The organism is uncultured Roseibium sp. (assembly GCF_947496995.1).
GTDB lineage: Bacteria > Pseudomonadota > Alphaproteobacteria > Rhizobiales > Stappiaceae > Roseibium.
Window position 1 is genome coordinate 511,518 of record NZ_CANMFD010000001.1, and the last position, 13,635, is coordinate 525,152.

The 13,635-nt window shown below is 62.1% G+C and carries 12 protein-coding genes; 2 read left to right on the forward strand and 10 right to left on the reverse strand.

All coding sequences use genetic code 11. From position 1 onward, the window contains the following. Position 1 precedes the first annotated feature (1 nt). The 4 genes from Q1B40_RS02295 to Q1B40_RS02310 form a co-directional block, all read right to left on the reverse strand. Entirely contained in the window at positions 2-1,549 is a 1,548-nt protein-coding gene (locus tag Q1B40_RS02295; protein ID WP_299809372.1) for an ABC transporter substrate-binding protein, read from the reverse strand. A 64-nt stretch (positions 1,550-1,613) separates the two neighbouring features. Further along, positions 1,614-2,507 carry an ABC transporter permease gene (locus Q1B40_RS02300; RefSeq protein WP_299809376.1) on the reverse strand — a complete coding sequence of 298 codons (894 nt, stop codon included), beginning with the start codon at positions 2,505-2,507 and terminating at the stop codon, positions 1,614-1,616. Between the two features lie 4 nt (positions 2,508-2,511). Next, the gene (locus Q1B40_RS02305) at positions 2,512-3,438 is read right to left on the reverse strand and encodes an ABC transporter permease (RefSeq protein WP_299809379.1); all 927 of its coding nucleotides are present in this window, start codon (positions 3,436-3,438) and stop codon (positions 2,512-2,514) included. Continuing rightward, positions 3,432-4,244: an HAD-IIA family hydrolase gene (locus tag Q1B40_RS02310; protein ID WP_299809382.1), complete on the reverse strand. Its 813-nt coding sequence runs from the start codon at positions 4,242-4,244 to the stop codon at positions 3,432-3,434. Before Q1B40_RS02310 ends, Q1B40_RS02305 begins: the two co-directional genes overlap by 7 nt. Positions 4,245-4,470: 226 nt before the next feature. Between Q1B40_RS02310 and Q1B40_RS02315 the strand changes: the two genes are divergently transcribed. After that, a complete protein-coding gene (locus tag Q1B40_RS02315; protein WP_299809385.1) occupies positions 4,471-5,379 on the forward strand; it encodes a LysR substrate-binding domain-containing protein in 909 nt (302 codons plus the stop codon). A gap of 77 nt (positions 5,380-5,456) precedes the next feature. On the opposite strand, the gene adhP is transcribed toward Q1B40_RS02315, so the two are convergent. From adhP to Q1B40_RS02340, 5 genes are all read right to left on the reverse strand, one after another. Next, positions 5,457-6,473: an alcohol dehydrogenase AdhP gene (adhP, locus tag Q1B40_RS02320; RefSeq protein ID WP_103220767.1), complete on the reverse strand. Its 1,017-nt coding sequence runs from the start codon at positions 6,471-6,473 to the stop codon at positions 5,457-5,459. 314 nt (positions 6,474-6,787) lie between these two features. Continuing rightward, entirely contained in the window at positions 6,788-8,347 is a 1,560-nt protein-coding gene (locus Q1B40_RS02325) for an ABC transporter permease (protein ID WP_299809392.1), read from the reverse strand. Next, a complete protein-coding gene (locus Q1B40_RS02330; protein WP_299809395.1) occupies positions 8,344-9,192 on the reverse strand; it encodes an ABC transporter ATP-binding protein in 849 nt (282 codons plus the stop codon). Before Q1B40_RS02330 ends, Q1B40_RS02325 begins: the two co-directional genes overlap by 4 nt. Before the next feature lie 6 nt (positions 9,193-9,198). Further along, complete coding sequence (locus Q1B40_RS02335; RefSeq protein ID WP_299809398.1) at positions 9,199-10,185, reverse strand: ABC transporter substrate-binding protein; 987 nt, start codon at positions 10,183-10,185, stop codon at positions 9,199-9,201. 33 nt (positions 10,186-10,218) lie between these two features. Beyond that, entirely contained in the window at positions 10,219-10,959 is a 741-nt protein-coding gene (locus Q1B40_RS02340) for a 5-formyltetrahydrofolate cyclo-ligase (RefSeq protein WP_299809401.1), read from the reverse strand. A 140-nt stretch (positions 10,960-11,099) separates the two neighbouring features. On the opposite strand from Q1B40_RS02340, the gene Q1B40_RS02345 reads away from it, so the two are divergent. Next, positions 11,100-11,951 (forward strand): MurR/RpiR family transcriptional regulator, encoded by an 852-nt coding sequence (locus Q1B40_RS02345; protein ID WP_299809404.1) that lies wholly within the window; start codon positions 11,100-11,102, stop codon positions 11,949-11,951. A gap of 105 nt (positions 11,952-12,056) precedes the next feature. Here the strand turns inward: Q1B40_RS02345 and Q1B40_RS02350 are convergent, their stop codons facing one another. Further along, on the reverse strand, positions 12,057-13,211 hold the full coding sequence (locus tag Q1B40_RS02350; RefSeq protein WP_299809407.1) for an IS4 family transposase: 1,155 nt from the start codon (positions 13,209-13,211) through the stop codon (positions 12,057-12,059). Positions 13,212-13,635: the final 424 nt, after the last annotated feature.

Below are 13,635 nucleotides of genomic sequence, written 5' to 3' on the forward strand. Positions count from 1 at the left end.
GTTAGTTGACGGCGATCGAGCCGGCGCGGAAATCGAGCACATAAGGGATGTGGCCCGGCTTCGGCGCCCAGTCGATGTTGTTCTTCATCGCCCAGCTTTCATACGGACGGTAAAGCGGCAGAACCGGAGGGTCCTGCTTGATGCGTTCCATCAGCTCGGCATAGGCCGCACGGCGCAGCTCGACATCGCCGGAGAAACGGAACTGTTCCCAGGCCTTGGCGTAATCCTCATCCGTGTTGAAGCGGCCTTCGGATTCCGACGGGCCGTTCGGAGCCCACATGACACCGAAGGAGCCGAAAGGATCGGCGAAATACATGGGGTTGGACCAGTTGCGGGCCATCATGTCCGGAGATCCGCCGTTCCATTTGTCCTGGACGGTGACCTTGCCATTGATGCCGACCTCGGCCCACATTTCCATGATCGCCTGGGCTGCCAGAAGACCATTGGTGTAGTAGCTGGGAGCCGTGTAGTAGGAGATCTCGAAACCGTCGTAGCCGGCTTCCTGCAGAAGTTCCCGGGCCTTTTCCGGATTGTATTCGAAGGTCGTCAGCTCCGGCTGGTACAGCTCGCCGAATTCCTTCAGCGTATGGGTCGAGGGCACCACGGCCTTGCCGCCCCACAGCGCTTCGTTGAGCGTGTCGCGGTCGATGGCGAGCGACATCGCCTGACGGATGCGGGCGTCCTTCAGCTTCGGGTGGTTCACGTTCATGATCATGACGTGGAAGAGGGCGGTGGCGCTGCCGGCTGCTTTCATGTCCGGATCGTTTTCGATCAGGCCGAGCTGGTCCGGAGCGATGTTGGTGACGATATCGGCTTCACCGGTCTTCAGCGAGGTGATGCGCGAGGCCGTTTCCGGCATGTGCTTGACGGTGACCTTGTCGAGAGGAGCCTTTTCGCCCCAGAAGTCGTCGAACCGTTCCCAGACGACACGCTCGCCCGGTACGAACTCGGCGACCTTGTAAGGTCCGGTGCCGACCGGTTTCAGGGAGAAGGCTTCGTAGTCGTCATGCTCGATCTTGTCCGGGTCGCCGGCAAGGCCCTTGGTATAGTCCAGCGGAACGATCATGACCTGCTGCAGGTTCAACAGCGTTTCCCAGAGCGGCTCGGGGCGCCTGGCGGTGATGCGCACGGTGTGGTCGTCGATCTTTTCGGCCTTCTCGAAGTTTTCAAGACGGTCGCGGGCACGCACCTGGTAGGGCGGAAAGTCCGCCTGATACATGCGGTTCAGGGAGAAGACGACATCGTCTGCCGTCATGTCTTCGCCATTGTGGAACTTCACGCCTTCGCGCAGCTTCAGCTCCATCACGGTCGGCTCGATCAGCTTCCATTCGGTCGCCAGACCCGGACGCCATTCGGTGTCGGTGGTGTCATGGTTCTTGGCGATCAGCGTATCGAACGAGTTGTAGTAGAACTGCGAGCCGACGTTGGAATGGTCGCGGCCCGGATCGAGGTAGCTGGACACATTGGCGGCGCCAACGGTCAGTTCGCTCGCGAATGCGCCGGTCGCGATCAGCGATGCCAGTGCGGTAGTTGCCAGTAGTTTCGTCATCTTGAGCCTCCAAGGCTTCGGGGGTGTTGTTTTGGCCGTTCCGGCTTCTGTTGGTGTTGCGGGATCAGCGGGACCTGAGACGGACATCCGCCTTGTCGCGCAGCCAGTCACCGAGGATCTGGACTGCGAAGGTGAGGAGAAGGATCACGGCGGCGGGTGCGAGCACGATCCAGGGAGCGGTCGGCAGGTAGTCGCGGCCGATCCCGACCATGGATCCCAGGGTCGCCGTCGGTGGCTGCACGCCGAGACCGAGGAACGAGAGGGTCGATTCCAGGATCACGATGTTGGAAAAATTCAAGGTGAATTGGACGACGATCGGGGAAACCACGTTGGGCAGAATGTGGTGGAAGGCGATCCGCAAAGGCGTCGCGCCCGCCGCCTGGGCGGCTTCAACGAAGGGCATCTGCGTCAGCTTCTTCACTTCCGCCCGGACGATCCGCGCATATTGCTCCCAGCCGTAGACGCCGAGAACCAGGACCATGACATCGAGAGACGACCCCATGACCGCCAGGATCAGCAGCGCGATCAGGGTGAAGGGAATGGCGATCTGGGTATCGACCATGGCCATGACGAAGTCTTCGACGACACCGCCGGCGATACCGGCCAGCAGACCCAGCGTACCGCCGATCAGGAGGCCGATGACGGAGCCCGCCAGGGCCAGTGCGAAGGTGAGGCGCAGGCCGTAGATGCAGCGGGAGAGGATGTCCCGGCCGAGTTCGTCCGTGCCGAAAAGGAAACCGTCCTTGTAGCGCTCGAAACCGACCGGTGGCCGCAGCCGGGAAATCAGGCTCTGGGCATTGGGATCGAAAGGCGCGATCAGGGGCGCGGCGAGCGCGACGAAGATCAGCACCAGGCCGACAAGCAGGGCGATGCGGACGATCCAGTTCGCATCCGACCACACCGGAATATGGAAGGGGGCGGAGCCGGGCGATGAAGAGGTTTGGGTCAAGTCGGTCATCTGCTCATCCTTTCGCAAGACGGATGCGCGGATCCGCATAGGCGTAGGCAATGTCGACCGCTGCATTGATCACGATGACCACGATGGCGACCGACAGCACGGCGAACTGAAGAACGGGATAGTCGCGAAGGATGGCGGACCGCACGAGCAGGTCACCGATGCCGGGCCAGGCGAAGATTGCTTCCACGACCACGCTGCCGGAAGCCGCCAGCCCTGCGATCTGCAGACCGATGACCGACAGAAGCGTGATGGAGGCATTGCGCAGGCCGTGTTTCAGGATGACGACCCACTCCGGCAGGCCCTTTGCCCGGGCCGTGCGCATGTAGTCCTGGCTGAGAACGTCCAGCATGGCGTTGCGGGTGAAGCGGGTGATGGCGGCGACCAGCATTCCCGAGATCGCCAGTGTGGGCATGATGAAATGCAGGGCGGAGCCGTCGCCGATCACCGGCAGCCAGTTGAGCGTGTAGCCGAAGATCAGAACCAGAAGGATGCCGATGATGAAGGCGGGCACCGCATAGCCGAGAAAGGCGATGACCATGACCACGCTGCCGATGATGCTGGTGCGATAGATCGCAGCCAGGATGCCGAGCGGCACGGACACGATCAGGGTGAAGCTTATGGCGCTGAGCAGCAGCTTCAGCGATGGCCAGGCCCGCTCGAACACGATCTGCGACACCGGGCGGCGCTCGAGGAAGGATAGGCCGAACTCGCCGGAGAAGACGGACACCAGATAGCGCCAGTACTGGCTTCCGATGGTCGCATCCAGGCCATAGTAGGCAATCAGCAATTCCCGGTCCTCACGGCTGATGCCGTCGCCGAGAACGAAATCGACCGGGTTGCCGGAGAGCCGCGTGGCAAAGAACACCAGCGTCACGATGACGAGCAGGGTGACTGCCATCTTGACGAGGGCGCGCAATACGTAGATCAGCATGACGCCACCTCCCTGGGTGTCTGTTCGCAGTGGCTGTCGCAGGTGTCCGGAAAGCCGGCTGCCGACGTTCCGGGCGCGTGGGCGACGAGGTGAATGAAATCGAGGTCGGCGCGGATGGCGGCGGCGCCATCGGTGGCGGCATTGTCACCGACAAACACGGAGTCGCTTGCCGCAACACCGGCATGGTTCAGCGCAGCTTCGATCAGGAACGGTTCGGGTTTGCCGAAGACCCTTGCCGGAATGTCCGGCTCGCAGGCCCGGAACGCCGCGAAAAGCGATCCGGTCTCCGGCACTGGCCGTCCATCGCCGTTCGGGTGGGAGAGATCCGGATTGGTGAGCACCAGCTCCGCGCCCTTGTCGAGAAGTCGAAGGGCGCGCTCCAGGCACGTCAGGGTGAAGCTGGTATCGCGGCCGAGCACGATGACATCAGCCTGATCATCGGCATCTTTCAGGCCGAGATCCGTTGCAAGGCGCTGGAGTGGCGGTTCCGCGAACACAAGCACTTGTGCACCCGGGCGCTCCGCCGCAACGGAGCGCACAGCAAGCTCCCCGGCGAGAAAAATACGCTCAGCCGGCAGGTCGAGGCCGATCGCCTTGAGCTTGCCTGACAGCGTGGTGCCGGTATCCGCCGAATTGTTCGATACGATCGACAGCCTGTTGGCGGCATCTCGCACGAAGGCCTGTGCTCCGGGCAGGAGGCGCGCCTCCGCGATCAGGCATCCGTCCAGATCGCAAAGGATGGCGGCATAGCCATCGACATCTGCCGCGCTCAGCGATTTGGTCAGTGTTGTTGTGCGCGCACGCATTGCGATGTCCATACCTTCCCGTTCGCCGCTCAGCCCGTGCCGTCGGCATTCACATGTCCGCCGGTCGGACCGGCGGAGATCGATTTTCAAAAAAGCAGTGTCCGGTGGAGGCGGCCTGCTGAGGTCGGGATCAAACTGTCGGTTCTGTGTGACGTGGCTGTTACAGAACGAACTTAAGGTTTGGGGCGGTGAAACTTTTTGCTTCAAACCGGATGGAAAGCCTCAAATGTCCGTCACCCTGCCCCGTATTCGCGCCGTCAACGCAGTCGCCGCCGGTGGGTCATATGCAGCCGCGGCGCGCACGCTGAAGATTTCGCAGCCGGCTGTCGCCCGGCATGTGAAGGACCTTGAAACGGAATACGGCGTTCGCCTGTTCGACCGGAAGAACGGCGTTTTGTCGCCGACGCCTCTGTGCAACGACCTCTGCGACATCGCCGAGCGCATGGAAGAGGCCGAGCGCTCGGCAACCCGGCTTCTGACCCGGCACAACACGCTGCTCAACGGCCGGCTGGTCATCGGTCTGGGCAACTCGATGCCCGGCATGGCGTTGATTGCGCTTTTTCTGAAACGGCATCCGAGCATTGAAATCGCAGTGGAGACCGGATCGCACGAGCAGATTACCCGTGCGGTGCTGACCCGGGAGGTGGATATCGGCGTGTTGCCGGATGTTCCGGCCGACGGCCGCTTCCGGCGCGAATTGCTGGCAAGGCAGAATGTGGTCGCGATTGTTCATCCCGACAGCCCGCTGTCGCGGGAAAAGTCGGTGACATGCGAGCGGCTCATGGCTGAACCGCTGATTTTCCGGACAAGGGGATCATCCACGCAGCGGGTGGTCGACCGGGCTTTTCGGACCGCCGGCTTCGAACCGTCGCCGCTCCTGACCCTCGATACCCGCGACGCGGTCTACGAGGCCGTCGTCAACGGACTGGGGGCCGGTTTCATGTGGCGGTTCGGAACCGGGCGTACAGACATCGTGCGCCGCGTCCCGGTGAGCGACATGCATCGCGAGTATCAAGAGGAGGTCTTTTCCCTGACGGACGAACGAAATCTGCTGTTCGATGCATTCTATTCAACCGTCACGGCCTTCCGGAGCGAAGCCGAGGCCATCCTGGAAAACGGCAAACCTTTTCCTTGATGAAGGCAGCCTGTCTCCCGCCGCTTCCCCCTCCGTCTCCACCGGCCAGCCCGACGCCGCCGACGTGCTCACCGAAGTCAGATCTTCATGACGATCCGGCCCTCGATCTGGCCAGCCTTCATCCGGTCGAAGATGCTGTTGACGTCGTCCAGCGTTTCCTCGGTGTAATGCGCGGCAACCTTGCCTTCGGCGGCAAAGGCGAGGGATTCCAGCAGATCGAGCCGTGTGCCGACGATGGAGCCCCGGATGGTCTTGCCGTTCAGCACCGTATCGAAGATCGACAGGGGGAAGTCTTCCGGCGGCAGACCGACGAGGCTCATGGTGCCGCCGCGCGCCAGCATGCCGACACCTTGCTGGAAGGACTTGCCCGCGACCGCAGTGACCAGAACGCCTTCCGCGCCGCCGCCGGCCTGCACTTCGGCCACCGGATCGCATTCAAGTGCATTGATCACCTGATCCGCGCCCAGTTTGCGGGCGAGTTCCAGCTTGTCGTTGGCAATGTCCACGGCGATCACATGCAGGCCCATCGCCTTGGCGTATTGCACGGCCATGTGGCCGAGGCCGCCAATCCCGGAAATGACCACGGTCTGGCCAGGGCGGGTGTCGGTTTCCTTCAGCCCCTTGTAGACGGTGACGCCGGCACACAGCACAGGCGCGGCCGCCGCAAGGCCAAGGCCGTCCGGAATGTGCCCGACATAGTCGGGATCGGCCAGAACGTAATCCGCGAAACCGCCGTTCACGCTGTAGCCGGTGTTCTGCTGATCGTTGCAAAGCGTTTCCCAGCCGCCCATGCAATGCCTGCAATGGCCGCAGGCCGAATGCAGCCACGGAATGCCGACGCGATCGCCTTCCTTGACCGCAGTGACACCGGCACCGACCTCGGCGACGATCCCGACGCCTTCATGGCCGGGAATGAACGGTGGATTGGGCTTGACCGGCCAGTCGCCATTGGCAGCGTGCAGGTCCGTATGGCAAACCCCGGAGGCTTCCACCTTCACGACGATCTTGCCGTCCGTCACCACCGGCTTCTCCACCTCGCAAATGTCCAGAGGAGCACCGAACTTGCGCACTACGGCGGCTTTCATGCTGACCATGCCAGATATCCTTTTCCATATCGATCGTGAAACCCTTGCCCGGCTGGAGGTCCTGCGAACAAGACCTGTTTCGAGCATCGGGCGATAACGTGACGCAAACCGGTGATATTCGCCTGTCTGATGTAAAAAGCGGGAACGCCGGCGGCCCGGGAAACCGGTTTTGCGCGATACCGGAAGTCATATGGGAGGCAGCCGGGTCACGCCAGTTCGTCCGATTACGTACCGGGAATCGAGCTGGCCGTAATACTCAAGCGACAAACGGCGGTGCACCTGTCAGGCGGGGGAAGGTTCATCGCCGGCACCACCGCGCGACGTCACCTGACCCGCCTGTCGGACCGACCGACCCATTCCAGCACCGGTGTCAACTGGTAGAGCAGCACGGACAGGAGAATGGAGACCACCGCGACGGTCCAGATCATGCCGTAGTCGAGATAGCCGCGCGACTGGTTGAGAAGATTGCCGAGGCCTTTTCCGGTGGCCAGCCACTCCGCGATCATGACGCCCAGCAGTGCCTTGGGCAGGGCAAGGCGCGCAGCAACGAACAGCCACTGCCGGCTGGCGGGAATGGCGATCAGCCGCACCTTGCGCAACGTCGAGGCGCCATAGGCGTCGACCAGATCGAATGCGGCCTTCGGGATCATCGCAAAGCCTTGCGCCAGAACGACGAAGGCGGCGAAAAAGGTGACGGAAATGGTGATCACCAGCGTCACCGTTATTCCCCGCCCTAAGATCAGCACGGCCAGCGGCGTCAGCGCCACCAGCGGCATGGTCTGGGTCACCAGCGCGAAAGGCAGAAGCGCCCGCATCAGAAGAGGGGCGGCGAAGGAGAGGAGCGCCAGGGCGAAGGCGAAGCCGAGCCCGAGCAACATGCCGGCGATGGTGATCGGTACGGTTTCGGCAAGGGCTGCCAGCAGGCGGGTCTGCGCCGACGCTGCGGTCTTGCCGGTGATGAGATAGTCGATCACGCCCATCGGCGTCTTGGCAATGATCGGCGAGAGATCCGCCCAGAACAGCATTGCCTGCCAGATCAGCAGCGGCATCAGGATCGCGGCGGCCAGCAGCAGCGCGCGGCGCAGGGGCGCTTCGTTTGCCGTTTCCGGTTCCGGGCCTGTTATGCCGATGTTCACCGCGCGGTTGAGTGATGTCGTGCGGGCGGCAAGGGTCGCCGACAGGGCGTAGCCAAGCCCGGCGATTGCCGTGGCGGTCAGGCCGATCCCCCAGAGACGGTCCGGTTCGGCGCGCCCGAGCGAGCCGAGCAGAAAGGTGCCGAGACCCCAGCGGGCTCCGGAGCCGAATTCCGCCAGAACGGCCCCGAGCACCGCAGCCGGCGCAGCCACCTGAAATCCGCTCAGGATGGCGGGCAGGGCCGCCCGCAGCCGCAACAGCCAGAGTGTCCTGAGCGGACCGCCGCCATAGGCTCGAATGAGATCAACCGCGCGCGGATCTGCCGAACGCAGGCCGGCCAAGGCGGCCGTCATCGTCGGAAAATAGACCAGCAGGGCGGCGAGTGTGATCCGCGCCGTTTCGCCGTCGAGCGCGATTACCAGCACCGGCGCGAGGGCAATCGGGGGGACCGTGAAGGCGGCGATGTTGACGCCTCGGAAAACCCGCTCCGCCACCGGCCACAGACAGAAGGAGACGGCAGCGGCAAGCGCCACGGCGTTGCCGATGAGGAAGCCGAGCGAGGCCGTGTAAAGCGTGGCTGCGACATGCGGCCAGTATTCGCGCCATTCCGCCGCCAACCGCAGGAGGATTGCCGAGAGGGGCGGCAGTGTGCCGTCGGCGACCAGTTTCAGTTGTCCGGCAACCTCCCAGGCCGCCAGCAGCAGGAGGATCAGAACGCCCGTGGCGAGATGATCGCCAAACCGGGTCATGCGGTTGTCCCGGCTTTAGCCGGGGCGGCTACAGGTGCTGCATCCAGTGCAGCGGTTTCGGCGGCGGCGCTGGCGGCCGAGGTTTCGGGATCCAACAGGGCGGCGATCCTGTCGCACACATGGTGAAACGCGGGGTCGCGCAGCAGTTCCGCGCCGCGCGGACGGGAGAAGGAAACCGGAATGTCGGCAAGCACCCGCGCGGGCCGGGGCGACAGCACGATGACACGGTCGGCCAGATAGACCGCCTCGTCGATGCCATGGGTGATCAGCAGCGTCGTCGGCCGTTTTGCCGACCAGATACGCTGCAGTTCGAGATTCATCTGCCGCCTGAGGATCAGGTCCAGAGCGCCGAACGGCTCGTCCATCAACAGCACCCGGGGCTCGGTTGCCAGCGAGCGCGCAATGGCGACGCGCTGGCGCATGCCCCCGGACAGTTCGCCCGGGCGGGCCTTTTCGAACCCCTTGAGCCCGACCAGCTCGATCAGGCCGTTTATCTTCTCCGGGTCCGGGCGCTTGCGCCCGAGCACTTCGAAAGGCAGGCGGATATTTTCCTCAACGCTGCGCCACGGGAGCAGGGCCGCATCCTGAAATGCGACCCCGACCGCCCCGGAGCGGCAGATTGACCGTGGGCTGTCGCCGCCGATCCGCAGCGATCCGGAATCCTCGCTCTCCAGAGCCAGCGCCAGCCGGAGCAGCGTGGACTTGCCGCATCCCGACGGCCCCAGCAGGGCGGTAAAGGAACCGGCCGGACAGTCGAGCGAGAGATTGTCGATGACGGGCAGGGCCTTGCCCTTGATTGAAAACGCCTTGGAAACGTTTGTAAACTGAAGGGGAAGACCCTGCATTTCCGGTCAGCCTTTGATCTCTTCCAGGAGGCTCGTGTCGAACATGTCGGGCGTTGCCTTGATGCCGATCCGGCCAAGGGTCTCGATATTGGCGTCGATCCCCTCCGCATCCATTGTAAAGATCCCGCCGGCATGTTCCATCAGCGGTTTCTGGGCACCGTTGAAGAAGACTTCGTTTTCGATGGTGCGGCCGGTTCCGGCAAACCAGGTGGAAGCGAATTTCGGCGGATAGGCAGTGGTGTCGGCGAAGTTGGCATCCCAGCCCGCACGGCTGGCCTTCAACCAGGCGACCAGTTCGGCGCGTTTGGTTTTCAATACCTCTTCGGTCACCACGACCGTGTCGTTGTAGGTCTTGTAGCCGAAATCGTAGAGCAGGAAGCTGACGGCCTTTTCACCGGACTGTTCGATCGTGAAGGGCACATTGGTGGTGAAATCGAGCGAGGCGTCGATTTCACCCTTGATCAGCGGTGTCGGATCGTAGGCGTAGGGAACGATATTCACCTCCGACCGGTCGATCCCGTTGATCGCCAGCAGGGCCTCCACGGAAATAACATTCACCGGCGGCACGGCAAGCGTCTTGCCTTTGAGTTCCTCCGGCGAATTGATCGGCGTCTTGGCGAGTGAAACGATGCCGATCGGGTTCTTCTGATATTGCGCCCCGATGATTTTGAACGGTGCGCCTTGATCGACAATCGTCTTGATGGTCGTGTCCGGCGTGGTCAGCGCAAGGTCCGCCTTGCCGGCGATGATCGAGCTTTCCGGGATCACGTCCGGACCGCCGGACAGATAGGTCACGTCCAGGCCTTCGTTCTTGTACAAGCCGTCGTCGATGGCGGCGAAGTAGCCGGCGAATTCCGCGTCGTTGATCCAGGCTGCCTGCATGGTCAGCGGGGTGGCGGCATGGGCGCGCGAGACGAAGCCCGGCATGGCTCCTGCGGCTGCGCCGGTGCCCATGAGTTGCAGGAAACGGCGGCGGTTGGTCATTAGCGGCATCAAATGTATCCTTTCATTTCCGGGGAGGAGGTTTCAGGCGTCGAGGCCCCGTAGCTTGCGGAGTTCCTGAAGGGGGGGCGTCTGGGCGATCTGTTCGGGTTCGAGCAGGTCCCAATGAATGCCGCGGGGTCGTGTGCCGCGGTGTTCGATTGTATGGAAGCGGTCGGGTGTGGCGATATGGTCGACCAGAATGTCCGTCGGGCTGGGGAAGAGCTTGTCCTCGACCACCTGAACGTCATGCACGATCGCGGTCACCGGTGACTTGTCGTCGACAATGCCGAGTTCCGTGAACATGCCCCATTCCATGTCGAAAAAACCGTGGCCCTTGCCAAAGCGTACGCCATCCAGCGAAACGGCCGAGGCGCCTGTGACCAGAAAGTCGAACCGGCCGCGCTCGGCGATTTCGGCAAGGGTGATCGGACGGCCGAAATGCTCCAGTCCGTCCAGCCAGGCGGCAAACAGTTCCTGGCCCTTCGGCACCATGTCCGGTTCCAGAAGCCAGAAGCCGCGATAGATCCCGTAGGTCGACACGACCATGGACTTGCCCGCCTCAAGCATGCGGCGGCGCAGGTCGACGAGGCAATTGTCGGGAGTGATGAACGCATAGTCGCCGGTCTGGAAGAACGGCTGTTCCACGATCCGGTCCGTCGCTTTGTCCGAGCCGATAAAGTCGGGGATCACTTCCGCGAAGTTCTTGTGAAATCTGGAGTCCGGCAAGGCTACCGCATCGAGCTTCGACCAGATTTTTTCGCGGACGATCTTGGTTTTGGTCACGTTAAGTTCCATTTGTTTCGGAATTGACATTTTCTGAAACAAGAGTTTCATAGACATTCTCACTTGTCACGTGTTTTTTCAAAACGGCTGTGAGAATGCTGAATCGCATGGCGATTCTGCGAAGAGAGCGAAGGGCAGGAATGGGAACTCGACTGGCGCTGCGGATCCAGGAACGCTACGAGGAACTGACCCCCTCGGAGCAGAAGCTCGCCCAGTTTCTGCTCGACCGACCGGACGAGATCCTTGCCTCATCCGCCACCGAGCTTGCCAGGTTCACAGGCGTTTCCAAGGCGACGGCCGCCCGCCTGTTCCGCAATCTCGGCTACAATGATTTCAACGATGTGCGTCTGCAGGCGCGCGAGGAGCGCAACCGCACCGGCCCTGTTCAGCAGATCCCGATGCCGCAGGCGTCGGTGGACGAAACGGTCACGGTGCCGACGCATCTGCAGGTGGAAAGCGCCAACCTGACGCGCACTTTCGAGGAACTGCGGCCGGATGTGCTCAATGCCGCCGCAGAGCAGATCGCGGGCGCCGGGCGGGTCTGGGTTGCCGGGCTCGGCATCGAGAACGGCATCGCCCGCTATCTGCGCATCCTCTTGACCCGCGTGCGTCCGGCCGTCCACATGATTTCCGAAAACGCGGCGACATGGCCTGAAGAACTGGCCTCGACCGGGCCCAATGACGCCCTGATCATCATTGCCGTCCGGCCCTGGACCAAGCAGATCTCGACCGTTCTGACCTTCGCCCGCACCACGCGGTTGAAGACCATCGTCATCACCGACCCAACCAATACCGGCAAGGCCCGACGCAAGGAGGCGACGGTGCTCAACTGTCACGTCTCCACACCTTGGAGCGAACTCACCCAGACCAGCGTCCTGTCCATGGCGCAGCTTCTTGCCGCGACAGTCGCCAACCGGATCGGCGGCCGCGCCAAGGCGCGCCGCGACCTGATCGCGGACCTCGCCGAGGAAATCGAATCCGGCGACATCTGAGCGCCGGGCAGGGGCGTCAACTCTGTGTGGTGCAACGGGACTAGGGCGTGGCAGGCCTATCGAATTTGCTCCGTCATTGCAGGGCCAGACCCACTGCTGTCCGGTTTAAATTGGATTAAGGTTTAGGGTCATCTGCCTTGTGTCTGTTTCCGGTGGTGGTTTGTGAGTGTTTAGTGCGTTGATTGTGCGTCGATGCATGAGGTTGAGGCGAACAAGGCGTGCGAAGGCGAGTGGTTGCTTGACTGCGGTCTGGGTCGCCTGAGCGGCTCTCAGCAGGATATAGGCGATCAAGGCGATGAAGATCTGGATGCGTACGGCATTCTCGGACGTTCCGAGGAAATGCCGGATCTTCAGGTTCTGCTTGATCCACTTGAAGAACAGCTCGATTTGCCAGCGTTGTTTGTAGAGATCGGCGATTTCGTCGGCCGGTGCGTCCAGGTCGTTGGTGACAAGCCGGATGGTTTTGCCTGTTGAGATCCGTATGGTGATCTCACGGACGGGATCGTCGAAGGGATTGCGGCGCGACCGGGCCAAGCGCTGTGGGAGCAACCCGATGCGGTCGGAAAGGATGTTGCTGCTTGCGGGCACATCCCGTTCTGCGCTGACCTGAAGGTTTGTGTTGGTCTTCAACCGGGAAACGAACCGGCATCCATTCGCGTCGAGCTTCTTCCACCAAGCGTAATCGTAATAGCCGAGATCGAACACATAGGTCATCCCCGGCTCGATCTCCATGTCTTTGGCAGGGAGAACATCGTGAACCCTTTGACCGGTTACAGTGGTCTCCAGCGCGGTGTCAGCATACGGATCGTAAGTGACATGCAGCTTGATGGCCCGATGGCCGCTTACTGTATCGGCCCAACCTGTCCCGGCCGAAGACAAACGGATCCGAGTGGCATCGAGGATGCGCACGGCATCTGCCAGGTGCCTGCGTGTTCGCCGACTGGCGGCAGCAGCCATAAAGGCGAAGAGCTCAGCATAGAGTGCGGCCGGCCGCCGGGCATTGGCGTCAGCCAGTGTCGTCCTGGCCACGCAGCTGCCGCCCGCATGATAAAGCCGGGCGGATTGGCTCATCAGACCGGTCTCAATCTCCCTGAGGCTCTGCGCGCCTGCAAGCTGGCCGAACAAAAGGGCCAGAAACTGGGTCTTCGTCGTCAAACGGCGGACGCGGTGGTCCGCTTTATGCTCATCCACAAGGCGATTGAACTCGCCCCAAGGAACATGCTTCAGCACTTGATGAAAAACGCTATTGTGATGGCGCATGACATTGATCCTCTGTTCGTGTCTCAAACGCGGCCAAACGTCTGAAGCCGAGTAGAATCAATGTCATGCGCTCTGTCTAGATTTTTAAACCGGACAGCAGTGGGCCAGACCCTGCAATCCATGCCGTGACATTTGAACAGGTGAAGCTGAAGGTCTGGGCGACGAAGCGGCACGGGTGCCATGGTCAAGCCATGGCATGACGAAGGAGAAATGTGGTTCGGGTTTCAGTTGAGCGTAGCGAGATCGGGGGCGCCAGTATTTGCTGCTGCTCTCCGGTCAAATGCGATGACCTTTCCATCAGGGAGAAATAGCGGAAGCCGGAATGGCTGGGACCGTATCGATCTATTCGTCTGACCGGACACCGGTGGCAACATCCGCTCTTTCACCGCATCTAGGACCGGAATCTCGAATTCCCGTCCTATTG

What these genes read in the sequence shown, in the direction of transcription:
- Q1B40_RS02295 (WP_299809372.1), bottom strand. Translation starts at nt 1,549, where the DNA reads ATGACGAAACTACTGGCAACTACCGCACTGGCATCGCTGATCGCGACC.
- Q1B40_RS02300 (WP_299809376.1), bottom strand. Translation starts at nt 2,507, where the DNA reads ATGACCGACTTGACCCAAACCTCTTCATCGCCCGGCTCCGCCCCCTTC.
- Q1B40_RS02305 (WP_299809379.1), bottom strand. Translation starts at nt 3,438, where the DNA reads ATGCTGATCTACGTATTGCGCGCCCTCGTCAAGATGGCAGTCACCCTG.
- Q1B40_RS02310 (WP_299809382.1), bottom strand. Translation starts at nt 4,244, where the DNA reads ATGCGTGCGCGCACAACAACACTGACCAAATCGCTGAGCGCGGCAGAT.
- Q1B40_RS02315 (WP_299809385.1), top strand. Translation starts at nt 4,471, where the DNA reads ATGTCCGTCACCCTGCCCCGTATTCGCGCCGTCAACGCAGTCGCCGCC.
- adhP (WP_103220767.1), bottom strand. Translation starts at nt 6,473, where the DNA reads ATGGTCAGCATGAAAGCCGCCGTAGTGCGCAAGTTCGGTGCTCCTCTG.
- Q1B40_RS02325 (WP_299809392.1), bottom strand. Translation starts at nt 8,347, where the DNA reads ATGACCCGGTTTGGCGATCATCTCGCCACGGGCGTTCTGATCCTCCTG.
- Q1B40_RS02330 (WP_299809395.1), bottom strand. Translation starts at nt 9,192, where the DNA reads ATGCAGGGTCTTCCCCTTCAGTTTACAAACGTTTCCAAGGCGTTTTCA.
- Q1B40_RS02335 (WP_299809398.1), bottom strand. Translation starts at nt 10,185, where the DNA reads ATGCCGCTAATGACCAACCGCCGCCGTTTCCTGCAACTCATGGGCACC.
- Q1B40_RS02345 (WP_299809404.1), top strand. Translation starts at nt 11,100, where the DNA reads ATGGGAACTCGACTGGCGCTGCGGATCCAGGAACGCTACGAGGAACTG.
- Q1B40_RS02350 (WP_299809407.1), bottom strand. Translation starts at nt 13,211, where the DNA reads ATGCGCCATCACAATAGCGTTTTTCATCAAGTGCTGAAGCATGTTCCT.